The organism is Enterobacter sp. DSM 30060 (assembly GCF_013375955.1).
Classification (GTDB): Bacteria; Pseudomonadota; Gammaproteobacteria; order Enterobacterales; family Enterobacteriaceae; genus Enterobacter; species Enterobacter intestinihominis.
Genome location: NZ_CP056118.1, coordinates 2,971,272 through 2,994,368 on the forward strand (window position 1 = coordinate 2,971,272; position 23,097 = coordinate 2,994,368).

General features: G+C 53.1%; 20 protein-coding genes and 2 pseudogenes. 16 read left to right on the forward strand and 6 right to left on the reverse strand.

Translation table 11 applies throughout. From position 1 onward, the window contains the following. The first annotated feature begins 15 nt into the window (after positions 1-15). The 10 genes and pseudogenes from HWQ15_RS14085 (at position 16) to HWQ15_RS14125 (ending at position 11,102) form a co-directional block, all read left to right on the forward strand. Entirely contained in the window at positions 16-4,227 is a 4,212-nt protein-coding gene (locus tag HWQ15_RS14085) for an RHS repeat-associated core domain-containing protein (RefSeq protein WP_150323864.1), read from the forward strand. Continuing rightward, positions 4,224-4,655 (forward strand): SMI1/KNR4 family protein, encoded by a 432-nt coding sequence (locus tag HWQ15_RS14090; RefSeq protein ID WP_063149196.1) that lies wholly within the window; start codon positions 4,224-4,226, stop codon positions 4,653-4,655. Before HWQ15_RS14085 ends, HWQ15_RS14090 begins: the two co-directional genes overlap by 4 nt. Positions 4,656-5,857: 1,202 nt before the next feature. Further along, entirely contained in the window at positions 5,858-5,971 is a 114-nt protein-coding gene (locus HWQ15_RS23215) for a hypothetical protein (protein WP_237764299.1), read from the forward strand. 11 nt (positions 5,972-5,982) lie between these two features. Further along, positions 5,983-6,516 (forward strand): SMI1/KNR4 family protein, encoded by a 534-nt coding sequence (locus HWQ15_RS14100; protein ID WP_074143554.1) that lies wholly within the window; start codon positions 5,983-5,985, stop codon positions 6,514-6,516. A 231-nt stretch (positions 6,517-6,747) separates the two neighbouring features. Further along, positions 6,748-7,101, forward strand: a complete 354-nt coding sequence (locus tag HWQ15_RS14105) for an SMI1/KNR4 family protein (protein WP_223862001.1) — start codon at positions 6,748-6,750, stop codon at positions 7,099-7,101. A gap of 240 nt (positions 7,102-7,341) precedes the next feature. Further along, entirely contained in the window at positions 7,342-7,863 is a 522-nt protein-coding gene (locus tag HWQ15_RS14110; protein WP_045309179.1) for an SMI1/KNR4 family protein, read from the forward strand. A 498-nt stretch (positions 7,864-8,361) separates the two neighbouring features. Further along, a pseudogene (locus tag HWQ15_RS14115) lies at positions 8,362-9,708 on the forward strand (RHS repeat-associated core domain-containing protein); the annotation flags it as partial. A 150-nt stretch (positions 9,709-9,858) separates the two neighbouring features. Next, positions 9,859-10,068 (forward strand): annotated as a pseudogene (locus tag HWQ15_RS23220) (ribonuclease domain-containing protein); the annotation flags it as partial. After that, the gene (locus tag HWQ15_RS14120; protein ID WP_023299531.1) at positions 10,068-10,406 is read left to right on the forward strand and encodes a barstar family protein; all 339 of its coding nucleotides are present in this window, start codon (positions 10,068-10,070) and stop codon (positions 10,404-10,406) included. The pseudogene HWQ15_RS23220 and the gene HWQ15_RS14120, both read left to right, overlap by 1 nt. Positions 10,407-10,538: 132 nt before the next feature. Further along, complete coding sequence (locus HWQ15_RS14125) at positions 10,539-11,102, forward strand: hypothetical protein (protein WP_023299532.1); 564 nt, start codon at positions 10,539-10,541, stop codon at positions 11,100-11,102. 83 nt (positions 11,103-11,185) lie between these two features. Here HWQ15_RS14125 and HWQ15_RS14130 read toward each other — a convergent pair whose 3' ends face one another. The 3 genes from HWQ15_RS14130 to HWQ15_RS14140 all read right to left on the reverse strand — a co-directional run bounded on the left by HWQ15_RS14130 (position 11,186) and on the right by HWQ15_RS14140 (position 12,782). Then, positions 11,186-11,515, reverse strand: coding sequence for a type II toxin-antitoxin system HigB family toxin (locus HWQ15_RS14130; RefSeq protein WP_032671566.1), 330 nt, complete (start codon positions 11,513-11,515; stop codon positions 11,186-11,188). Positions 11,516-11,715: 200 nt separating this feature from the next. Then, positions 11,716-12,126: an ASCH domain-containing protein gene (locus tag HWQ15_RS14135; RefSeq protein ID WP_023299534.1), complete on the reverse strand. Its 411-nt coding sequence runs from the start codon at positions 12,124-12,126 to the stop codon at positions 11,716-11,718. A gap of 200 nt (positions 12,127-12,326) precedes the next feature. Then, complete coding sequence (locus tag HWQ15_RS14140) at positions 12,327-12,782, reverse strand: hypothetical protein (protein WP_023305643.1); 456 nt, start codon at positions 12,780-12,782, stop codon at positions 12,327-12,329. A gap of 703 nt (positions 12,783-13,485) precedes the next feature. Between HWQ15_RS14140 and cspA the strand changes: the two genes are divergently transcribed. Further along, complete coding sequence (gene cspA / locus HWQ15_RS14145) at positions 13,486-13,698, forward strand: RNA chaperone/antiterminator CspA (RefSeq protein WP_022647355.1); 213 nt, start codon at positions 13,486-13,488, stop codon at positions 13,696-13,698. Positions 13,699-13,924: 226 nt separating this feature from the next. Here the strand turns inward: cspA and HWQ15_RS14150 are convergent, their stop codons facing one another. After that, positions 13,925-14,821, reverse strand: coding sequence for a LysR family transcriptional regulator (locus HWQ15_RS14150; RefSeq protein WP_063216034.1), 897 nt, complete (start codon positions 14,819-14,821; stop codon positions 13,925-13,927). Positions 14,822-14,926: 105 nt separating this feature from the next. On the opposite strand from HWQ15_RS14150, the gene budA reads away from it, so the two are divergent. The 5 genes from budA (at position 14,927) to HWQ15_RS14175 (ending at position 19,600) form a co-directional block, all read left to right on the forward strand. Next, on the forward strand, positions 14,927-15,706 hold the full coding sequence (budA, locus tag HWQ15_RS14155) for an acetolactate decarboxylase (protein ID WP_088581799.1): 780 nt from the start codon (positions 14,927-14,929) through the stop codon (positions 15,704-15,706). Between the two features lie 58 nt (positions 15,707-15,764). After that, positions 15,765-17,399 carry an acetolactate synthase AlsS gene (gene alsS, locus HWQ15_RS14160; protein WP_226860900.1) on the forward strand — a complete coding sequence of 545 codons (1,635 nt, stop codon included), beginning with the start codon at positions 15,765-15,767 and terminating at the stop codon, positions 17,397-17,399. Between the two features lie 20 nt (positions 17,400-17,419). Continuing rightward, complete coding sequence (locus tag HWQ15_RS14165; RefSeq protein WP_045623291.1) at positions 17,420-18,190, forward strand: (S)-acetoin forming diacetyl reductase; 771 nt, start codon at positions 17,420-17,422, stop codon at positions 18,188-18,190. A gap of 130 nt (positions 18,191-18,320) precedes the next feature. Next, entirely contained in the window at positions 18,321-18,794 is a 474-nt protein-coding gene (locus HWQ15_RS14170) for a cold-shock protein (protein WP_022647360.1), read from the forward strand. 107 nt (positions 18,795-18,901) lie between these two features. Then, entirely contained in the window at positions 18,902-19,600 is a 699-nt protein-coding gene (locus HWQ15_RS14175; RefSeq protein ID WP_063149199.1) for a GNAT family N-acetyltransferase, read from the forward strand. A 333-nt stretch (positions 19,601-19,933) separates the two neighbouring features. On the opposite strand, the gene betA is transcribed toward HWQ15_RS14175, so the two are convergent. After that, complete coding sequence (gene betA / locus HWQ15_RS14180; RefSeq protein WP_017694353.1) at positions 19,934-21,598, reverse strand: choline dehydrogenase; 1,665 nt, start codon at positions 21,596-21,598, stop codon at positions 19,934-19,936. 13 nt (positions 21,599-21,611) lie between these two features. Beyond that, positions 21,612-23,084 carry a betaine-aldehyde dehydrogenase gene (betB, locus tag HWQ15_RS14185; RefSeq protein WP_023299543.1) on the reverse strand — a complete coding sequence of 491 codons (1,473 nt, stop codon included), beginning with the start codon at positions 23,082-23,084 and terminating at the stop codon, positions 21,612-21,614. Positions 23,085-23,097: the final 13 nt, after the last annotated feature.

Genomic DNA, 23,097 nt, shown 5'->3' on the forward strand with positions numbered 1-23,097 from the left:
TCAGGGACCGTTGTTATGTTTGAAGCAGCACGCGTTGGTGATGATATCGGCCACTCCGGTGCGCTGGCCGGGATGATTGCCGGAACGATTGTCGGTGGCCTGATTGCCGCAGCCGGGGGCATTCTGGCGGGGGCCATGTTTATTGCCGGTCTCGGCGCATCCTGTCTTGGCGTGGGCGTCCTGCTCGTCGGCGCCAGCCTGGCCGTGGGGTATTACACCGGGGAGCTGGCCACTGCCGCCAGGGACAGCATCGCCGACGCCGGGGCATCCAGCATGACGAAGAAAGGCGTCATCACCTCCGGCTCGCCCAACGTGTTTATCAACGGTAAACCCGCCGCGCTTGCCACCGATAGCACCGTCGACTGTTCTGACGACGGCTCGCAGCAGATGGCCGAAGGCTCAAAGCGTGTCTCCATTAACAGCCAGCCTGCGTCCCGCATCGGGGATCGCACCACCTGCGACGCGAAGGTGATGACCGGTTCAGACAACGTCATTATCGGCGGCGATCCGCAGCAAACCCTCCCCATTCAGTCTGAAGTGCCCGAGTGGCTCTATAAGGTCTCCGATCTTACCCTGCTGTTCGCCGGGCTTCTCGGCGGCTGGGGCGGCGCCGCTGGCAAAGTCGGGGCGCTCTCTAAGCTGCTGGGCAAAATCCCCGGCATCAACAAGCTGGCCCGTATCGCCTGTCGCGCCGGCACGCTGATGACCGGCGTGGCGGCCGCGGGGATCATCGCCCGCCCGGTGGATATCGTCAGCGGACAGAAGTTTCTCAGCGGGGATGATGAGCTGGACTTCGTCCTGCCTTCCCGTCTTCCGGTGCGCTGGCAGCGCTACTGGCGCAGCGGCAACCCCGGCGACAGCGTGCTGGGCCGCGGATGGAGCCTGTTCTGGGAAAGCCGCCTGGAGCCTTATCAGGACGGCCTGGTGTGGCGCGCACCGTCCGGCGATTACGTCGCCTTCCCGAAGGTCCCGAAAGGGATGCGCTCCTACTGCGAAAGCGAAAAAAACTGGCTTGAACATCACCAGGACGACAGCTGGTCGGTGTATGACGTCAGCGGCGAGCGCTGGCACTATGCGCCGCTGCGGGATGATGCCCCGTCGCTGCTCCAGCGCCTCTCCGAACCCTGCGGCAACGATATCCTCTTTGAGTGGAATGTGGATAATACCCTGCATGCCCTGACCGACTGTGCGGGCCAGCGCGTGGTCTGCCGCTACGACCGCGACAGGCTTGTTGGCGCCTGGCTGGATGACGAGATCTGCCTGGTCAGTTACGCTTATGATGAACAGCGCCAGCTGGTCTCCGTGACCGGCCGGGGCGGTAGCGTGCGCCGACGCTTCAGCTGGCAGGACGGGCTGATGAGCGCTCATGAGGACGCCAACGGCCTGCTGAGCGAATACCGCTGGCGGGAGATTGACGGCCTGCCGCGCGTGGTCGGCTTCCGCCATAGCGGCGGCGAACAGCTGACGTTCGAATACGATTTTGAGAACGGCACCCGCCGCGCGACCCGCGAAGACGGCGCGCAGGCGCACTGGCTGGTGGATGACGACGACAACGTCGCGCGCTTCACGGATTACGACGGTCGCCAGACGACGTTTGTCTACCGCGACGGCGAGCTCTGCCACGTCATTCTGCCGGGCGGGGCGATGCGCCGCAGCACGTGGGACAAATACGGCCGCATGACCAGCGAGACGGACCCGGCGGGCCGCCGCACGGAGTATCACTGGCATCGCCTGACCGACCGCATCACCCGCACGGTGTACCCGGACGGTACCTCATCGCAGGCCATGTACGACCTTCGCGGTCGCCTGCTGTCGGAGACGGATCCGGCCGGTAGCACCACCGCGTATCGCTATCCCGATGATGAAGAATTCCTCCCGGAGAGCATCACCGACGCCATCGGCGGCGTGGTGCGCCTGGTCTGGAACCACCAGGGGCTGCTGACGCAGCGCACCGACTGCTCCGGCAGCGTCACCCGCTTCACCTACGACCGCTTCGGGCAACTGATTGCCAGCGAAGATGCAGAAGGGAATATCACGCGGCGGGAGTGGAGCCGTGCCGGGCTGCTGAGCGTCGTGATCCATCCGGATGGCAGCCGCGAGTCGCTGGTGTGGAACGAACGCGGCCAGCTCACGGGCTGGCGCGACCCGCTGGAAAGCGAGGTGAGCTGGGCCTATAACGCGCTCGGCCTCCCGGTCAGCCTTACCGACCGTATTGGCCGCGTGCGCCAGTGGCGCTACGACCCGCGCGGTAACCTGCTGCGGCTCGATAACGGCAACGGGGCGGAATACCGCTTCACCTACGACGCCGTGGGCCGCCCGCTCAGCGAAACGCGCCCGGATGAGACCGTGCGCCATATGGAATGGGACGCGCGAGGGTTTCTCTGCGCGCTCGAAGAAAACGGACGGCCTGCCGCCGACGGCGGCATCGCCCGTCGCGTCCAGCAGTTCAGCTATGACGACAGCGGGCTGCTGATCGGGCGCACTCAGCGCCACGCGGAGTACCGCTACTTCCGCGACCTGAGCGGCCAGATTACCCGCATCCGCCGCACGCCGACGGCCGAAGGCGTTGCCCTGGGTATCGAAAGCGATGAGATCGCTTACCGCCACGACGCCGCCGGGCGCGTGCTGAGCGAGTCCGGCATTAACGGCGCGGTGGGCTACGAATGGGATGCCCTGAGCAACCTGACCGGCCTGACGCTGCCCGGCGGGCAAAAGCTGGCCTGGCTGCACTACGGCTCCGGCCACGTCAGCGCCATCCGCTTCGGGCAGCAGCTGGTGACCGAGTTCACCCGCGACCGCCTGCACCGCGAAGTGCGCCGCACCCAGGGCGCGCGCGAGCAGTTCCGCCAGTATGACAGCCTCGGCAGACGCACCCTGCAGCGCAGCGAACTGAGCACGGACGTGATCCTGCCGGAGCAGGCGCTACTGGAACGCCTGTACCGCTACACCGCGCGCGGTGAGCTTTCCGGCGTCAGCGACACCCTGCGCGGTGAGGTGGACTACGGGTACGACGCCGAAGGGCGCCTGCTGAAGCACTACGAGGCCCGACAGGGGCACAGCCGCGCGCAGTTCAGCTATGACGCCGCGGATAACCTCGCCGCCAGTGACGATCCGGTACCGGTTACGGATAACCGCCTCCAGCACTGGCAGGCGCTGTTTATGAAATACGACCACTGGGGCAACCTGGTCAGCCGCCGCATCGGGCTGTACGAGCAGCATTATGCGTATGACGCCGAGAACCGTCTGGTATCCGCCCGCGGAACCGGGCCGGAAGGGCGGTTTGAGGCGCGCTATCATTACGACGCGCTGGGCCGCCGTACGCGCAAAATCGTCACCACGACGCACGGCACCACCGACACCCGCTTCCTGTGGCAGGGCTACCGCCTGTTGCAGGAGCAGCAGGAGAGCGGGCTGCGCAGCACCTATGTATACGACCCGAATGAAGCCTGGAGCCCGCTGGCGCGTGTGGATCACCTTCGTGACCAGAGCAGCGGTGAGATTTACTGGTTCAATACCGATCTGAACGGTGCTCCGCTGGAGGTCACAGACGAGCGCGGCGCGGTGCGCTGGAGCGGCCAGTACGGCAGCTTTGGCGAGGTGCGCCATCAGAGCGAAGGGTTCTCACGGCTTGTGAATCGCACGGCGATGGCACACCAGCCGCTTCGCTATGCCGGGCAATACGCTGACGGTGAAACGGGGCTGCACTATAACCTGTTCCGCTACTACGACCCGCAGGTCGGGCGGTTTATTGTGCAGGATCCGATTGGGCTGAATGGTGGGTGGAACCTTTATCAGTATGCGCCGAATCCGTTGGGGTGGATTGATCCGCTGGGTCTTGCTGCTTGTAATTCTTCTGGGCAAAACAGGAAGTTTTGGAAAAATGAACCAATAGAATTTAACGGAAATAAAGTTTATCAGCGGGATGATTTATTTGATCCTGACTTGATGACAACTTGGCGTGAAAAAGGAAAAGTTTTCAGGGGAACGAACGTAGAGCGAATGGCTACAGGCCGTGCACCTGTTGGATATGATGGAAATGCGGTAAATTTACATCATATGTTACAAACTCAAGATGGCCCAATTGCGGAGATGAGTCAAACATTCCATAAAACTAACCATGGAATAATACACATAAATCCAAACACAATCCCATCTGGTATAGATAGATCTGTATTTGATACATGGCGTAAACAATATTGGACAAACAGAGCGAGTGATTTCCTATGAGCAGAGAAGAATTAGTAGAGCTTTTTGATAAACATTCTGATTTAATCAACATGGGAACGTCTGAAGATTCTCCAGGAAGTGACTGGATCGATGCTGCAGAAAAAGCATTATCAGTGACTTTTCCTGCTAGCTATAAGTGGTTTTTAAACAATTATGGTGGCGGAGATATCTGTGGTGAGGAAATTTATAGTATTTACTGCCTGCCTTTTGATGAGGCGGTAGGTGGAGATATAGTATATCAAAATACTATAGCAAATGATAATTTGAAAAAAGGAAGAATTGTTGTATCGAATACGGATTTTGGCGAAGAGTTCTTTTTTGATGCAAATGAAATGGAAAAAATATATGTATCATTAGGGGAGAATGTTCAACCCTATGCTGATAATTTTATTGTGTATCTCAAGAAACGATTGTTTGCATACATTTAATAACTGTATTTTTCCGTTCTAACTAAAACGCCGGGAAGTACTTTTTAATTTCCGGCTTGTTTTACCTATTAAGTTTAATATAACTACTACGCTCCTCGGATAGACTGTATATCGTACAGGATCCGATTGGTTTGAATGGTGGGTGGAATCTTTATCAGTATGCGCTGAATCCGCTGGGATGGTTTGCTCCGTGCAGGTTATGTAATGGTAATAGTGTCATAAGAGCGGTGACGCCTGAAAACGAGAGAGTATATGAGCGGATAAAACAATAAGAACAACACTTTAGCATAAAATAACGCCGGCCTAACATATATTGTAGGTGCTCCGCATTCGCGTGACTCTTAGATTTCCTCCACCAGAAGCCAGGCATCAGCAGAGTATTTACAAACGCCGTTTACTCGAAATGCTGATGCGGCGCATCAGAAAATTTTAATTTTGGTGAGGAATCTCTCGAAATCATAATATTTTAATAGGTCATTTATGTTAAATGATGTAAAGGAAAAATTAATTGATAATAATTTTTTTAATATTGATAGAATTAATATGGTTTTCAATGATGAACAGTATAATGAATTGGTCTCTAATTTAGAGATGCTTGCTAACCTCTTGAAAAATAATCAATTCATAGATAAATAATTAGCTGTGTATTTATACAAGACCTCAAATGATAAGAAATGTGTATGCTAATTTTGAAAAAAGTGGAAAACAAACCAGATTTGGCTTTTAAATTAGAAAATGCATGGATAGAGTTAGACTCGCTAGTAATAAACTGTTTAAGCTAAAAGAGTGACGGCCGGGTGAGAGATTCGCCCGGCTTTGATATGATATAATCCTTTCTTGAACTTTAAGCAAAGATATAATTAATAATCCATCCTCTACTACGACCCGCAGATTCTGCGGTTTATTGTGCAGGATCTGATTGGGTCATGTAAGGGATATGAAGTCAGAGATATCAATCCATACCAGACGCGGGTTGATCCTCGTTATACCGGAAGACCTCATCATGCATTATCAATAGATACCAGGACATTAGTATCAGGAATACATATTTCAAATTGCGATATAAGAAAATACCAAGAATATTGGAGTCAATAATCTGATATGTATTGGGTTCCTTAAGTTAAAGTAAGGTATATAGGATAAAAGAAGTGGGATAGTGACCAAAAATAGATGACACATGGATTAAAGCATTTCCTGAACATGTGAATTATAAAGGAGATACAATAATACATCATCATGTCGATTTTGGACCATATGCTATACCCGTACCTGGAAGTACTCATGTTGGCAGTGGCGGTGTTTGGCATACGAAATGAGGGTAATAGTTATGTTGTTAATAATAAATGAAATTGAAGTAAAATTGAATGAGAAGTTCTCTCCTTTTAATGGAGAGATGGATGATTTGATTTTGAAAAAAAGAATGGTGCCTGTAAATAACATCAAGCATTCTGAGGAAAGACTTGGTGTAGATTTCCCAAAGGATTTTATTGAGTTTGTCAATAATTATGATATTGATAACTTCTCTTTGGGGAATATATCTTTCGGCCATGGTGATGATTATTTGGAGAAAATAGTCAGGATTAACAATGATGAGTTTAACCATTGGTGGATTGGCGAGCATAGACCAGATGGTGTGATATGTATCGCAATATCAGATCCTTATACTATCTTGCTTAATACTCACGATGGCAAAGTTTATGCTATTACAAGTGAACAAACGATGGATGGATGGGAATCGATAGCTGATACTTTTGAGCTATTTATCAGAGGTGTTGGTTCGCATTTTTTAAAAGCATGCCCGCTAACGGAAATTATAAATTCAACAGGGGCAAATGATATTTCTTTTTGGAATAGTATATAATCTATTTTTAAGGGGAGTATCTCTTGGATATTTCCCGATTTTCATTCATGAATAGAGTGTAGTAATAAAAATTCTTTGGAATGAAAATTAATTTCTAAATTGGTTATTTTGGTAGACGTTCAGGCCCGATTAAATGCTGTTCATATCAATATTGGAACGCATGCTATGTTGATAAATAAACTGGTTACAATATTAGCAGTATCTTTCGCCCCTTCGGATTCGGGGAAGGGAATGAAATGGTCACTGATTGAGGATGGTTTACCTTTCCCCTCTGATTATATTGAGTTTATAAATGAGTATGGTTCAGGTCGTATCGCGGACTTTATTGTTATTTTTAACCCATTTAGTAAAAATGAAGGTATCAATTTTTTTGAACAGTATAAATTAATTTTGGAAGACCTTAATTATCTGATTGAGTCAGATAAGGGTTATTATAATTATCAATTGTATCCCAAGGGTAATGGATTGATTCCGTTAGGAGTTACCGATAATGGGGATTATCTATTCTGGGTAGTAAATTCTAAAGATAATAGTGAGTTATGGACCGTTGCTATTATTGCAGCACGATCACCAGAAGTTGAGTAATTTGATAGTGGGCTAACTGATTTTCTTGAGGGATTATTAAAAAACAAAATTAGATGTAAATCATTCCCTGATGATTTTCCCCCATCTGTTATCAAGTTCGAAAGCATTTGAAATAAGAATTCGGGATATTTTTCCCGACTTTATTACTACAATAAATTATGTATGTAAAAATTAATTGTAGTTTGTTTTTTTTTGAGGTGGATTATCTAAGATCAAGGAATTATATACTAAGGATAGCTTATGCCTATTTCATGCGGTAAACCCAAAACAAAAGATGAACTTAGAATTTTGGAGGCGAAATTTAATTTCGGTTTGCCAGAAGATTATAAAGAATTCCTCAGGTTTAAAAATGGTTTTGTTGTAAAATCTCCAGATTTTTGTGAACTTGAGTACGAAGGTGTCGATGAAGGGGTTATAGCTTTTTATGCCCTTTTTGGAATAAATATGAAAAATCCTAATCACGACATTTTTCGTCAAAATAAGTGTTTTTTAAATGAACTTGATTTTATTGATGATAAATTAATCATCGGCGGTGATCCTGGAGGTAACTTTTACCTTATATTAAATGGTAGTGAAAGCCAAGGTGTGTATTATTGGGACAGAACACATCTACATGCAGATGATGATATCCAATATTTTGAGTTCGCTGAGCAAAATGAGTGTGGCAATATCTATAAAATTACTAATAGCTTTACTGAATTTCACAAGATAATTTGCAAGACTTCCCTTGATGCAGGAATGAATGTAACTGTTGATTTATGATGTTTCAAAATTAAGTCATATTAACAATATGATTATGGCTTGTTTTTAAATTTAGAGGTTATTAAATGGATAAATAGTAAAATAAGAGTATCACGTATGCTTGTATTCAAATATTCATATTAAAGTCGACAGCATTGTTAGGTTTAGAACATTAGATAAGCACGTTGTAAAATAAACCATTTGACTTTTTATAATTATAAATTCTACTTATTTGTTACCAGTAATGATATTCATAATGTGAATGAAATATTGATGATAATCCCAATCTCGTCGTTTCTGGCTACTAGATCTTGAAGTGTGAAAAAAGACTCTGTGCATATCTGGCTGAGGCTTCGATTTTACGGCTGGGATAGATAATACCTATATAGTCGACCATAAAACAGTACTATGTGTAAGTAAGTTTCTGTGTTTAATCTGCTGTTTAAAAAGTAAAATAGTTATCGTGCAGATAGCTTAATTGATCAGGGTATGGCGGTAGCATTATTGTTTCATGCAAATCGCCATTTCCGCGACCCGAGCGGCCAGATTACCCGCATCCGCCCCCGCATCCGCCGCACGCCAACCGCCGAAGGCGTTGCCCTGGGTATCGAAAGCGATGAGATCGCTTACCGCCACGACGCCGCCGGACGCGTGCTGAGCGAGTCCGGCATTAACGGCGCGGTGGGCTACGAATGGGATGCCCTGAGCAACCTGACCGGCCTGACGCTGCCCGGCGAGCAAAAGCTGGCCTGGCTGCATTACGGCTCCGGCCACGTCAGCGCCATCCGCTTCGGGCAGCAGCTGGTGACCGAGTTCACCCGCGACCGCCTGCACCGGGAAGTGCGCCGCACCCAGGGCGCGCGCGAGCAGCTCCGTCAGTATGACAGCCTCGGCAGACGCACCCTGCAGCGCAGCGAACTGAGCACGGACGTGACCCTGCCGGAGCAGGCGCTACTGGAACGCCTGTACCGCTACACCGCGCGCGGTGAGCTTTCCGGCGTCAGCGACACCCAGCGCGGTGAGGTGGACTACGGCTACGACGCCGAAGGGCGTCTGCTGAAGCACTACGAGGCCCGACAGGGACACAGCCGCGCGCAGTTCAGCTATGACGCCGCGGATAACCTCGCCGCCAGTGACGATGCGGTACCGGTTACGGATAACCGCCTCCAGCACTGGCAGGCGCTGTTTATGAAATACGACCACTGGGGCAACCTGGTCAGCCGCCGCAACGGGCAGTATGAACAGCATTACGCGTATGACGCCGAGAACCGTCTGGTGTCCGCCCGGGGAACCGGGCCGGAAGGGCGGTTTGAGGCGCGCTACCACTACGACGCGCTGGGCCGCCGTACGCGCAAAATCGTCACCACGACGCACGGCACCACCGACACCCGCTTCCTGTGGCAGGGCTACCGCCTGCTGCAGGAGCAGCAGCAAACCGGGCTGTGCAGTACGTATATTTATGACCCGAATGAAGCCTGGAGCCCGCTGGCGCGGGTGGATCATCTCCGTGACCAGAACAGCGGTGAGATTAACTGGTTCAACACCGACCTGAACGGCGCGCCGCTGGAGGTGACCGACGAGCGCGGCGCGGTGCGCTGGAGCGGCCAGTACGGCAGCTTTGGCGAGGTGCGCCATCAGAGCGAAGGGTTCTCACGGCTTGTGAATCGCACGGCGATGGCACACCAGCCGCTTCGCTATGCCGGGCAGTACGCTGACGGTGAAACGGGGCTGCACTATAACCTGTTCCGCTACTACGACCCGCAGGTCGGGCGGTTTATTGTGCAGGATCCGATTGGGTTGAATGGTGGGTGGAACCTATATCAGTATGCGCCGAATCCGTTGGGGTGGATTGATCCGCTGGGTCTTAAATGTTCTCATTCATCAAAGAATCCTAAAGAATTTCATGCTGTTGTAAACGAAAAATGGGGGCATAAAATGACCGCCTCAGAAATGAGGGAAGTACAAAAAACAATCGATAATATTAAATTGAATAGACCAGCTTTTCCTCGTGATGGAATACCTTTTGAAAATAATTTCAAAATTTCACCAGATAGTCAGCGCCTTAATACAGGAAGCGGTCCTTATAGAGAATGGACAGTAAAAACACCTGGTGTAGGAAATCGAGGAGCCAGGCGTATAGTTGTGGATACAAAAACAGGTCAAGCATTTTATAGTCACGACCATTACAACACTTTCATAGAGATCGGTCTGGGAGGATGGAAGTAATGAAAGTAATTACTTTATCTATTGACTTTAAAGAAATAAATGATGTTACAGAATTTCATGATAGGGTTAAGCACTTGTTTGGCTTTCCTGATTTCTATGGTAATAATTTCCATGCATTCATAGATTGCCTGACTAGTTTGCGATTCCCAGAAGAGGGGATGACATCTTTAAACTTAAAGCAAGACGAGTTTTTATTACTTAAGATAAGTAATATCAACAATTTGAATGAGGGATTGAAGCATGATTTTCTTTTGTCAATTCAAGAGGTAAATAATAGAAGTATTTTATTTGGTGAGGAGCCAACTATCTTGTTATTGCTTTGTGCACAACATAAGTGAAATATGGCGGGCGAAAAGAAAAATTCGCCTGTTTTTTATTAATTGATATTATTCTGAACGGAAGTATGTTGCGGAAAGTATATTTTTCACTCACTATGTGGAGTGTAATCATAGATACTTTAGGGAGGGCTGATGAGAGGGATTAAAGAGGCGTTGAAGCAACTAGCCGCTATTTGTAATGAATACTCGGTATCCGGAAATTTCAATACCGTTAATGACTTGGACAATGCATTTCCAACCAACCTACCTCGTTCCACAGATGTTGATTACTTATATAAAAATTACAATCCGGAAAAATTAAACATTGAAACAGGCTTCACGCCAATTAAAATTCACTCTATCAGTGAGCTCTCGAAGGCTCAAAGTGGTTATGAATACTTACCGGATAATTATCTTGTTATTGGTGATGATTTAGGTGGAGGTAAACCTTTAATTGCGGTTATCGAAGAAGGGAATACCTCTGTCTATGCTAGTTATGATGTAATTGAACCATTTAAAATAGCTAGCAGTCTCTCTGGATTTATATTTTCATTAGCTGAGCTTATTGATTTGGTATATGGTCAATACGGTATCTTTGATATAGCAGATGATAATGACGAAGTGAAAGGTGACTTTATTGATGAGTTGCGGAAAAGAATTGCGCCTCTTATCGGTAATGAAGGTTTTAATGCATTCTATGATTATTTTTATGGCTAGGGTACATGTTTTTTATTTAAATAAATGAATGGGATATGCCTCGCTTGTCAGATTGTTCGCCGCTTTGATGGCTGCTGCAAAGTTCATTCTTTCGTTCTCCGGTAGAGGTACGTGAGCTTGTCATACTCTGCGTGAGTGCTGGTGTGTTTGATGAAGAGCTTTCCGCGCTCAAAATCAGTAAATAACATTACTCTTAAATACCCGCCACCTACGTCAATGACCCACCATTTTTCCCGGTATTTCATCCTCTCCCGGCTGGGGAAGCGCTTTCGCATGTCGTCTGGTGATGGGTAGTGGTCTCCTTTTAGTACCCAGTAAAGATCTTCCAGAGCGAGTTCTTGAATAGGAAAATGTCTGGTGGCCGCGTCGAAAGCGCTCTTGAGACTGCGGGCATTTTTGCCCCTTGTTTCCAGATTGGAAACATTTAAGGTGGTGGTCGGCGGGTTGAGAATGTGGGAATTGTCATGGATTGCAGTTTTCATTTGCTCGTGATAAAGGCGATCATTTAATGAGTGTGAACACTGTAAGAGGTGACTGTGAAAGAAATGTCCACTTTGTGCCAGGAGCGGACATTGTTATTAATAGCAGCAGACGCCAGCCGGACTCTCTCGTCTTACAGCACTTCAACCACTTCAAATTCTTCTGCGATCAACTCCATATCTTTAGAAAAATGACCTTCGCGGGTAAAAAATCGCTGATGCTCATTTCGCCAGTATTGAAGGCTTAAATCGCCTTCACCTTCTTTGCGGGCAAACTCCTCAGTCACATCACAAAAACGCACCAGTCGCATTGAAACCAGCCGGGTCACGCAGACCGGGGCATTCAGGCCATCAAGGATAATGTTATAGCTTCCAATCCTCGGGGCAGACTTTTCTTGCTGGTAAGAGGCAAAGGATCCGCAGGAGGCCGTTTTAATCCCTTTTTTAATCAGGTCCGCAAGCTCGCTGGCCAGTTCCGGGCTGTCTCCCATTTGCCAGGCATCTGCGCCTGGATACTTTACTTTTAATACCTCAACAGTAGCCATTAAGAGCCCTTTTTAATCGTCGATGAAAAATGTCATACAGAGTTTTAACATGAACTTTCCGGACATTAACATTGATGCTTTCCCTCTGCTACTTTGTCCGCTCTTCGCTCTTACCAGACATTCAAAAACAACATTAAATTTTGCGTATGGCCGGGGATCCGCTTCTTACCCAGCAGAACTCCGGCCTCCCATCACCCGCCTCAGTGCGTCGTTATATACGGCTCCTTCACAAACTCTGCCAGCAACCAGACCATATCATGCAGTAGCCCGGTGAGTTCTTTCGCCACGCTCGCAGGCAGTGTCCCGCCCATCACCGCCAGCGTTAATGCCACGGCATAATCCACCTGCAACACCGTTTCCTGCCAGCAGTCCGGCACGCAGGAAGTAATCTTTTCACCTGCAATCAATTGCTCAACCAGATACGACGGAAGCTCTGAGTCACAGCACTCACGCAGCCGCTTCAGCGCGGCCAGCAATCGCTTGCAGAGCGTGGTAAACGTCACTGTGTCGTCAGTTTCCACCAGCACGCTGACATACGCGGCGCAGGTATCAGCCAGCTCGAAAAGATTCGCAAAATCGGAAATTGAAGCGTTGATGAGCTGATGAACAGCGCTTTCTTCAGAGAGCGCATAAGAAAAGTTAGGTGTAGTAGCCATTTAGCATCCTCGTCGTGCAGAAAAGTGTCATGTTATGCTAACGGGTTCCTACGCCCGGTTACGGATGTGCCGCAACGCAGGCACTTTAAGACCGTGAAGAAGGGATGAAAAGGGATAACCCTGAATTACATAAGGTTGCTTGCAGGTTTGCGAGGCGGCTTCCAGAAGGGGATTGCCGCGTGGCGGCTACGCCCGACCCGGCCTCCAAAACCACCGCGATACGACCCGTAGGCCCGCGCAAGCGCAGCGCCCCCGGGCACAGTTTGCACTGCGGTTACGTCTTACGCAGACCTTTTCATTTTGAGCATCCCTTCTAATGATGTCTGCGTCGCGCGGGAGGATTTTCCCGCCTGTGAACAAAACACCCCAAACTCCCGGCACAGTGAAAGCGTAGACATTTTGTAGTACATGGTAGACCTCAAGCCAGAACGATGTCTGGCACCGCGACCAGCCATCCGGGCGTTTAAATGGTTAAAATAAATAATAATAATCATTGCGCAATAAATTTCGCTGTGTCTTAATAGCGTCATCGGTTTGGAATACAGACCTTATGAAAGCAGTTTTAGTAAAGCAGTCCTCAGTTCAGGTGTTATCAGTAGATACTCCTTCTTCGTGAGCCTCCTCCTAAGTGCCAAATAAGTAACTCTCGAAATACAGGCCATCATCGCCGCGCTTAAGTGGCTCATAAATTAAGGATTTATCTATGTCTAATAAAATGACTGGTTTAGTAAAATGGTTCAACGCAGATAAAGGTTTTGGCTTTATCACCCCTGACGACGGCAGCAAAGATGTATTCGTACATTTCTCTGCAATTCAGAGCGACAACTTCAAAACGCTTGATGAAGGTCAGAAAGTTTCCTTTACCATTGAGAATGGCGCAAAAGGTCCAGCAGCTGGAAACGTTTCTCCACTGTAACCCGCGCTAAATATCAGTGCGGCGTACGATAGCGATGAAGACAATAGTCCGAGCAGTTAAGCTGTACTGATAAAAATTAACCCGCACCTGTGCGGGTTTTTTATTTTTAAAGGGTAATGGTACTGAGTTTTATATGGCAGCCTGCCCATACTCCCTTCAAATTCAGCCTCAAAAACTGCTTCGCAATAAATTGAGCATCAATACAGTCCGCAGTTTCTGAAAAGGTTCATCCCTGCTCCCGTTCCCCCTCGCTCATCATCGCCAGAAACCGTTTCACCGTCCGTGAGCGTTCAAAGCGCCGCCAGCAGAGCGCGATATCGGTATAAAGCGCCTGTGAGCTCAGCGCGTGGTAGGTGACATTCGGCGGAGAAATAGCGGCCATCGATTTCGGCACCAGCGCGAACCCGCCGCCAGCGGAGACCATGCTCAGAGAAGAGGAAAGTTGTGAAGATTGCAGCGTGTGTTGCATATCGACTCCGGCCCGCTCGCAGCTGCCGTAAACGCGGTCATACAGTCCCGGCGCGACCTCCTGGGGGAACAGCACCACCGGTGTATCCCGAAGCTGCTCTAACGCCAGCGAATCGCACGCAGCCAGAGGATGATCGCGATGCAACGCCACCACCATCGGCTCCCGGTCGAGGATTTTCAACTCGAACACCTTGCTGCTTTCGCACGGCAGGCGCACAAAGGCGATATCCAGTTCACCCTCCGCCAGCATTGTCGTCAGCGAAGACATATTGGCTTCCACCTGGTGAACCTGCACCGCCATGTTCTGCACCTGAAACTGACGAATCAGCGCGAAAATTTTGGGATGAAAGGCGTCGGAGCTGGTGATGCCAATCGACAGGCTGCCGTTCAGGCCGCGCGCGATGCCCCGGGCTTTCTCCAGCGCGGCGTCGCTCAGCGCCAGGATCTTACAGGCGTCCTCATAGAAGGCTTCTCCCGCCTCGGTCAGCTCCACGCCCCGCGTCAGGCGCCTGAACAGCGGTGTGCCCACTTCCTCCTCAAGCCGTTTAATCTGCTGGCTCAGTGGAGGCTGTGAAATACCCAGCGCTTTGGCCGCCCTGGTGAAGTGTCGCTCGCGTGCAACCGCGACAAAATAGCGCAGATAACGAAGTTCCATATCAAAAACGTCTCAAACCAGCATGGATTCTATATTGGAACTCTCTGCTGAATCGGGTCAACATTTATTTAACCTTTATAAATAAAGTTGAAGAGGACGGGCATGATGATGCATTCATCTGCATGCGACTGTGAGGCGAGTTTATGCGAGACCCTGCGTGGGTTCTCGGCTCAGCATCCTGACAGCGTGATCTATCAGACATCGCTAATGAGCGCCCTGCTAAGCGGCGTCTACGAAGGGGAGACGACGATCGCCGACCTGCTGGCACACGGTGATTTTGGTCTCGGCACCTTTAACGAGCTGGACGGTGAAATGATTGCCTTCAGCAGCCAGGTGTACCAGCTGCGCGCCGACGGCAGCGCCCGCGCCGCTAAGCCGGAGCAAAAAACGCCGTTCGCGGTGATGACCTGGTTCCAGCCGCAGTACCGCAAAACCTTTAACGGTCCGGTCAGCCGTCAGCAGATCCACGACGTGATCGACCAGCAGATCCCCTCCGATAACCTGTTCTGCGCGCTGCGCATCGATGGCAACTTCCGCCATGCGCATACCCGCACCGTTCCGCGCCAGACGCCGCCGTACCGGGCGATGACCGACGTGCTGGACGACCAGCCGGTGTTCCGCTTTAACCAGCGCGAGGGCGTGCTGGTCGGGTTCCGCACCCCGCAGCATATGCAGGGCATCAACGTGGCGGGCTATCACGAGCACTTTATCACCGACGACCGTCAGGGCGGCGGCCATCTGCTCGACTATCAGCTGGAGAGCGGCGTGCTCACCTTCGGCGAAATCCACAAGCTGATGATTGACCTGCCCGCCGACAGCGCGTTTTTACAGGCCAACCTGCACCCCAGCAACCTTGATGCGGCTATCCGCGCCGTCGAAAACTAACAGGAGAACTACCGTGAACAGTGAGAAACAGTCACGTCAGTGGGCGCACGGCGCCGATATGGTTGTCGGCCAGCTGGAAGCGCAGGGTGTGAAGCAGGTGTTCGGGATCCCGGGCGCAAAAATCGACAAGGTCTTTGACTCCCTGCTGGACTCCTCCATCGAGATCATCCCGGTGCGTCACGAGGCGAACGCGGCGTTTATGGCGGCAGCGGTAGGGCGGTTAACCGGCAAGGCCGGAGTCGCGCTGGTCACCTCCGGGCCGGGCTGCTCCAATCTGATCACCGGCATCGCCACCGCCAACAGCGAAGGCGACCCGGTCGTCGCGCTGGGCGGGGCGGTGAAGCGGGCGGATAAAGCCAAGCTGGTGCACCAGAGCATGGACACTGTCGCCATGTTCAGCCCGGTGACCAAATACGCCGTCGAAGTCAATTCGCCTGACGCGATTGCTGAGGTGGTATCGAACGCGTTTCGCGCTGCCGAGCAGGGCAGGCCGGGCGGGGCGTTTGTCAGCCTGCCGCAGGATATTGTCGACCAGCCCACCACGGGAGCGATTTTACCCGCCAGCGGCCCGGCGCTGATGGGCCCGGCACCGGAGTCCGCCATTAACGACGTGGCGAAGCTTATCGAGAACGCCAAAAACCCGGTCATTTTACTCGGCCTGATGGCCAGCCAGCCCGCCAACAGCGCCGCGCTGCGCACGCTGCTGGAGAAAAGCCGCATTCCGGTCACCAGCACTTATCAGGCCGCCGGGGCGGTGAATCAGGAACACTTCACCCGCTTCGCCGGGCGCGTCGGCCTGTTCAACAACCAGGCCGGAGATCGGTTGCTGCATCTGGCGGATCTGATTATCTGCATCGGCTACAGCCCGGTGGAATACGAGCCGTCCATGTGGAACAGCGGCGATGCCACGCTGGTGCACATTGACGTGCTGCCCGCCTATGAGGAGCGCAAGTATGTTCCCGATCTGGAACTGGTCGGGGATATTGCCGCCACGCTGAATCTGCTTGCCAGCCGAATCGAGCACAAACTTGAACTCAGCCAGCGCGCCTCGGAAATTCTTGTCGATCGCCAGCATCAGCGTGACCTCCTCGACCGTCGCGGCGCATCGCTAAACCAGTTTGCCCTGCATCCGCTGCGCATCGTGCGCGCCATGCAGGACATCGTGAATAACGACGTAACGCTCACCGTCGATATGGGCAGCTTCCACATCTGGATCGCCCGCTACCTCTACAGCTTCCGCGCGCGTCAGGTGATGATCTCCAACGGTCAGCAGACCATGGGCGTGGCGCTGCCGTGGGCGATTGGCGCGTGGCTGGTCAACCCGGGGCGCAAGGTGGTGTCGGTCTCCGGGGACGGCGGATTTTTGCAGTCGAGCATGGAGCTGGAAACCGCTGTGCGCCTCAATGCCAACGTGCTGCACATCATCTGGGTGGATAACGCCTACAACATGGTGGCGATCCAGGAAGAGAAAAAATACCAGCGTCTCTCCGGCGTGGAGTTTGGCCCGGTCGATTTTAAAGCCTATGCCGACGCCTTCGGTGCGAAAGGCTTTGCCGTCGAGAGCGCCGACGCGCTCGAACCGACGCTGCGTGCCGCAATGGATGTCGATGGCCCGGCCGTGGTGGCCATTCCCGTCGACTACAGCGATAACCCGCTGCTGATGGGCCAGCTCCATCTCAGCCAGATTTTGTGAATCAATATAAGGACAGAGAAATGCAAAAAGTGGCTCTCGTAACCGGCTCCGGCCAGGGGATTGGCAAAGCGATCGCGCTTCGCCTGGTGAAGGACGGCTTTGCCGTCGCTATTGCGGATTACAACGAAGAGACGGCGAAAGCGGTCGCGGATGAGATCACCCGCAACGGCGGGAAAGCCGTCGCCGTGAAGGTGGACGTCTCTGACCGCGACCAGGTGTTTGCGGCGGTGGAAAAAGCCCGCACCGCGCTGGGCGGCTTCAACGTCATCGTCAATAACGCCGGGGTGGCGCCGTCTACCCCTATCGAATCCATCACGCCGGAAATTGTCGACAAGGTTTACAGCATCAACGTGAAAGGGGTGATCTGGGGCATTCAGGCCGCGATTGACGCGTTCCGCAAAGAGGGGCACGGCGGTAAAATCATCAACGCCTGCTCCCAGGCGGGCCATACCGGCAACCCGGAACTGGCGGTCTACAGCTCCAGCAAGTTCGCGGTGCGTGGCTTAACCCAGACCGCCGCGCGGGATCTCGCGCCGCTGGGGATCACCGTTAACGCCTATTGCCCGGGCATCGTCAAAACGCCGATGTGGGCGGAAATCGACCGTCAGGTCTCCGAGGCGGCGGGTAAACCGCTCGGCTACGGAACGGAAACCTTTGCCAAACGCATCACGCTTGGCCGTTTGTCCGAACCGGAAGATGTGGCCGCCTGCGTCTCTTACCTCGCCGGACCAGACTCCGACTACATGACCGGTCAGTCGCTGCTGATTGATGGTGGGATGGTGTTCAACTAAATTCTAATAAGCTCTGACATGAACTTTCCCCTGCTCCCGTGCAGGGGCTTTTTTTTGTCTCCTCAGCCATTGTGCATTACACTGCGCGCTGCAAAACTTTAGTCTTAAGATCTGACAGGCGGTAACAGCGATGAACGGTACAATCACAACGTGGTTTAAAGATAAAGGCTTCGGATTTATCAAAGATGAAAACGGCGACAACCGCTATTTTCACGTGATTAAGGTCGCCAACCCTGATCTGATTAAGAAAGATGCGGCGGTGACCTTCGAACCCACCACAAACACCAAAGGCCTTTCCGCGTATGCGGTGAAGGTGATCCCGGAGAGCAAGCATCTTTATATCGCGGGCGAGCGCGTGAAGCTCACCTCGATCAAATCCTTCGTGGTGTTCAGCGAAGAAGAGCCCGTTGAGACCAAAATCGACAAAGAGAACGCGGTGCTGTCGGTGGGGCTACTGATGAACAGCATCAAGCCGAAAAGTGAGAAAAAGCCGGGCGAGATGCGCACGGTGAAGAAGCTGGCGATCACCACCTTCCAGAACACGACGATGATCTTCACCGAAGATGAAATCGACATCGACGCCACGGTTAAGCTGCTGAAGTAATTTTATGCCGGGTGGCGGCTCTCCCTTACCCGGCCTGCATTTCCTCTCTTTTCGTCCGCTTTTTAACCTGCTATAACAAACTCCTTACCTTTCAGGGAGTCATCGCCGTGCCCGAAATCAATCAATATGGTCAAACCGTTAACGATATCGTCCCGGACTGGAAGTGCGCCCGGGTCTTAACCCGCACCCCGCTCACCGGTCAGTATTGTCGTCTGGAGCCGCTGGACGCCGATCGTCACTCGGCTGATTTATATGAGGCCTACGCGCTGGGTGATGAGAGCGACTGGACGTGGCTTGCCAGCACCCAGCCTGAAAGCGTGGAAGCCACCGCCCACTGGGTGCTCGGCAAGGTGATGGATGACGATCTGGTCCCGTTTGCGGTAATCGATTTACGCACTGAAAAAGCGGTAGGGCTGGTGAGCTACATGGCGATAGAGCGGTTCCAGGGCTCGGTGGAGATCGGCCATGTCACCTGGTCGCGGAGGATGAAAGGCACCCGCATCGGCACCGAAGCGGTGTGGCTGCTGCTGAAAAATGCCTTTGAGCATAAATATCGTCGGCTGGAGTGGAAATGCGATTCGATGAACACCGCCTCACGCCGCGCGGCGGAGCGGCTGGGGTTCGTCTGGGAGGGACGTCTGCGCCAGAAGCTGGTGCGCAAAGGACGCAACCGCGACAGCGATATGCTTTCGATTATTGACGGCGAGTGGCCGCAAAGGGACACGGAGCTGCGCGCCTGGCTGGCGGCGGAGAATTTTGACGCTGAAGGGCGGCAGGTCAGGCGGTTAGAGGAATTTCGAAAATAATTTTCCCTCACCCTAACCCTCACCCAAAGGGCTGAGGGATCCCCAGTAATTTTTTTATGCAGAAGCAATAAAGTTACTTTCTAAATGACTGAGGGCTGTCAGCGATGCCCTGGTCCGGCTGTAAATCGCTGAGCCACCCTGGCACGTTCACCGGTCATGTCGTTACAGAGTAGCAAGGAACATAAAGTGAACGGAATGACCACCACCGCCGTATGTTCCCCTCACCCTAACCCTCTCCCCGGAGGGGCGAGGGGATTGCTCAGTGCTCGCATTAATTTGTGGGGAACCCTCAGCCCAAAGGGAGAGGGCCGGGGTGAGAGGAGAAGTTCGCACTCAGCGGCGAACCGGCGCCCCATCCGCCACATAATACGCCGCCGTGCTCTTCGCCAGCGGCTCGCGCCCGCGAATGGCGTCGGCAATCTTCTCACCAATCATGATGGTGGTGGCGTTCAGGTTGCCAGTGATAATTTGCGGCATAATCGACGCATCTACCACGCGTAACCCTTCCAGCCCGTGAACGCGGCCTTCGCCATCGACCACCGCCATCTCGTCATAGCCCATTTTGCAGGTGCCGCACGGATGGAACGCGGTTTCGGCATGGTTACGCACAAACTCGTCCAGCTGTTCGTCGGTCTGGCATTCGACGCCCGGGCTGATTTCGCGCCCACGGTATTTGTCCAGCGCCGGCTGGTGCATGATCTCACGGGTGATGCGGATCGCGTCGCGGAACTCCTGCCAGTCCTGCTCGTGGGACATATAGTTGAACAGGATCGCCGGATGCTGATGCGGGTCGCGGGACTTAATCCGTACGTGCCCGCGGCTCGGCGAGCGCATGGAGCCGACGTGGCACTGGAAGCCGTGTTCTTTCACCGCGTTCGAGCCGTTATAGTTAATCGCTACCGGCAGGAAGTGATACTGAATGTTCGGCCACTCGAACTCCTCGCGGCTGCGGATAAACCCGCCCGCTTCGAAGTGGTTGCTCGCACCCACGCCGGTGCCGCCAAACAGCCACTCCGCGCCAATCTTCGGCTGGTTCCACCACTGCAGGGCAGGGTAGAGGGAAACGGGCTCTTTGCATTCATACTGAAGGTACATCTCCAGGTGATCCTGCAAGTTTTCCCCCACGCCGGGTAAATCATGTACCAGCGGGATATCAAACTGCTTCAGCAGTTCAGCGTTACCCACGCCGGAGCGCTGGAGGATCTGCGGAGACGCAATAGCGCCCGCGCACAGCAGTACCTCTTTCTTCGCTGTCGCTTTTGAAGGAATGGTGCTTTCGCCTTCCAGCCACTCGACGCCCACCGCGCGCTTGCCGTCAAAGATAATGTGATCGGTCATGGCGTGGGTGCGGATGGTCAGATTCGGGCGCGGTTTGGCCTGATCCAGATAGCCGCGCGCGGTGCTGGCGCGTCGGCCCTGCGGCGTGACCGTGCGATCCATCGGGCCAAAGCCTTCCTGCTGATAGCCGTTGAGATCGTCGGTGCGCGGGTAGCCCGCCTGCACGCCTGCCTCCACCATCGCTTCAAACAGCGGGTTCACGCCCGGCTTAGAGGTGGTGACGCTCACCGGACCGTCGCCGCCGTGGTAGTCGTTCGGCCCCACGTCGCGGGTCTCTGCCTTGCGGTAGTAGGGTAGGCAGTTGAGATAGCTCCAGTGCTCCAGACCCGGTTCTTTCGCCCAGTTGTCCAGATCCATTGCGTTGCCGCGCACGTAGCACATGCCGTTGATCAGCGACGAGCCGCCCAGCCCTTTTCCGCGTCCGCACTCCATGCGGCGGTTGTTCATGAAAGGCTCTGGCTCGGTTTCATACGCCCAGTTGTAGCGCTTGCCCTGCAACGGGAAGGCCAGCGCGGCAGGCATCTGGGTGCGGAAGTCAAAGCGGTAGTCCGGCCCGCCCGCCTCAAGCAGCAGGACGGTGGTGTTCGGATCTTCAGTCAGTCGTGTTGCCAGAACGTTGCCGGCAGAGCCGGCCCCGATAATGATGTAGTCAAATTGCAAATAAACCTCCCGGTTAAAATATGGACTGGAATTTACCCATCTCAACCTGGATGGACTTCACCTGGGTGTAACTCTGAAGCGTCATGACGCCGTTCTCGCGGCCAATGCCGGAGTGTTTGTAGCCGCCCACCGGCATCTCCGCGGCGGATTCGCCCCAGGTGTTGATCCAGCAGATGCCCGCTTCGAGCTGATGAATAGCGCCGTGGGCGCGGTTCAGATCGGCGGTGACAATGCCCGCCGCCAGACCGTAGTCGGTGTCATTGGCGCGACGAATGGCCTCTTCGTCAGTGTCATAGGAAAGAATGGACATCACCGGGCCGAAGATCTCTTCGCGCACGATGGTCATTTCGTCGGTGCAGTCGGTGAACACGGTCGGGGCAACCCACGCGCCGTTATCAAAGCCGTCACCCTTCAGCACATCACCGCCGCACAGCACGCGCGCACCTTCCTCTTTGCCTTTGGCGATGTAGCGCATCACGCTGTCGCGGTGTGGGAAGCTGACCATCGGGCCAAAGTTAGTGTTTTCATCGAACAGGTCGCCCGCGCGGATGCGGCCCACGCGCTCAACGATTTTTTGCTCAAACGCGGCTTTGAACTTCGCGGGCACGAACACGCGGGTGCCGTTGGTGCACACCTGACCGGAGCTGAAGAAGTTGGCCATCATGGCGATATCTGCCGCGAGATCCAGATCCGCATCGTCAAACACTATCAGCGGGGATTTACCGCCCAGCTCCATCGTCACCTCTTTCAGGGACGAGGCCGCCGAGTTCGCCATCACCTTTTTGCCGCTGGCGACGCCGCCGGTAAAGGAGACTTTGGCGATGCCCGGATGCTCGGTCAGGTACTGGCCGGTTTCCGCGCCCACACCCGGCAGAACGTTAAACACGCCGTCCGGCACGCCCGCTTCGGTGTAGATTTCCGCCAGTTTCAGGGCGGTAAGCGGCGTTACTTCGCTCGGCTTGAAGATCATCGCGTTGCCCGCCGCCAGCGCCGGGGCGGATTTCCACAGGGCGATCTGGATCGGATAGTTCCACGCGCCGATGCCCGCCACCACGCCCAGCGGCTCGCGGCGGGTGTAGACGAAGGAGGTCTCGCGCAGCGGGATCTGGCTGCCTTCCAGTGCCGGGATCAGCCCCGCGTAGTACTCCAGCACGTCCGCGCCGGTGACGATGTCGACGGTCGAGGTTTCAGAAAACGCTTTACCGGTGTCGAGGGTTTCCAGCTTTGCCAGCTCGTCGTTGCGCTCGCGCAGGATATCGACGGCGCGACGCAGGATGCGCGAGCGCTCCATGGCGGTCATCGCCGCCCAGATTTTTTGCCCGCGCTTTGCGCTATCCACGGCGCGGTCCACGTCTTCACGCCCGGCGGCCTGCACGCTCGCCAGAACTTCACCGTTGGCCGGGTTGATGGTCTCGAAGGTGCGACCGCTGGTGGCGGATGTATAACCACCATTGATATAAAGCTGCTGTTCTGCCATTCGGGACATGCTTCCTCCTCGG

What these genes read in the sequence shown, in the direction of transcription:
- betB (WP_023299543.1), bottom strand. Translation starts at nt 23,084, where the DNA reads ATGTCCCGAATGGCAGAACAGCAGCTTTATATCAATGGTGGTTATACA.
- HWQ15_RS14110 (WP_045309179.1), top strand. Translation starts at nt 7,342, where the DNA reads ATGCCTATTTCATGCGGTAAACCCAAAACAAAAGATGAACTTAGAATT.
- HWQ15_RS14135 (WP_023299534.1), bottom strand. Translation starts at nt 12,126, where the DNA reads ATGGCTACTGTTGAGGTATTAAAAGTAAAGTATCCAGGCGCAGATGCC.
- HWQ15_RS14090 (WP_063149196.1), top strand. Translation starts at nt 4,224, where the DNA reads ATGAGCAGAGAAGAATTAGTAGAGCTTTTTGATAAACATTCTGATTTA.
- alsS (WP_226860900.1), top strand. Translation starts at nt 15,765, where the DNA reads ATGGTTGTCGGCCAGCTGGAAGCGCAGGGTGTGAAGCAGGTGTTCGGG.
- HWQ15_RS14170 (WP_022647360.1), top strand. Translation starts at nt 18,321, where the DNA reads ATGAACGGTACAATCACAACGTGGTTTAAAGATAAAGGCTTCGGATTT.
- HWQ15_RS14085 (WP_150323864.1), top strand. Translation starts at nt 16, where the DNA reads ATGTTTGAAGCAGCACGCGTTGGTGATGATATCGGCCACTCCGGTGCG.
- budA (WP_088581799.1), top strand. Translation starts at nt 14,927, where the DNA reads ATGATGCATTCATCTGCATGCGACTGTGAGGCGAGTTTATGCGAGACC.
- HWQ15_RS14140 (WP_023305643.1), bottom strand. Translation starts at nt 12,782, where the DNA reads ATGGCTACTACACCTAACTTTTCTTATGCGCTCTCTGAAGAAAGCGCT.
- HWQ15_RS14105 (WP_223862001.1), top strand. Translation starts at nt 6,748, where the DNA reads ATGAAATGGTCACTGATTGAGGATGGTTTACCTTTCCCCTCTGATTAT.
- HWQ15_RS14150 (WP_063216034.1), bottom strand. Translation starts at nt 14,821, where the DNA reads ATGGAACTTCGTTATCTGCGCTATTTTGTCGCGGTTGCACGCGAGCGA.
- cspA (WP_022647355.1), top strand. Translation starts at nt 13,486, where the DNA reads ATGTCTAATAAAATGACTGGTTTAGTAAAATGGTTCAACGCAGATAAA.
- HWQ15_RS14120 (WP_023299531.1), top strand. Translation starts at nt 10,068, where the DNA reads ATGAAAGTAATTACTTTATCTATTGACTTTAAAGAAATAAATGATGTT.
- HWQ15_RS14165 (WP_045623291.1), top strand. Translation starts at nt 17,420, where the DNA reads ATGCAAAAAGTGGCTCTCGTAACCGGCTCCGGCCAGGGGATTGGCAAA.
- HWQ15_RS14100 (WP_074143554.1), top strand. Translation starts at nt 5,983, where the DNA reads ATGTTGTTAATAATAAATGAAATTGAAGTAAAATTGAATGAGAAGTTC.
- HWQ15_RS14125 (WP_023299532.1), top strand. Translation starts at nt 10,539, where the DNA reads ATGAGAGGGATTAAAGAGGCGTTGAAGCAACTAGCCGCTATTTGTAAT.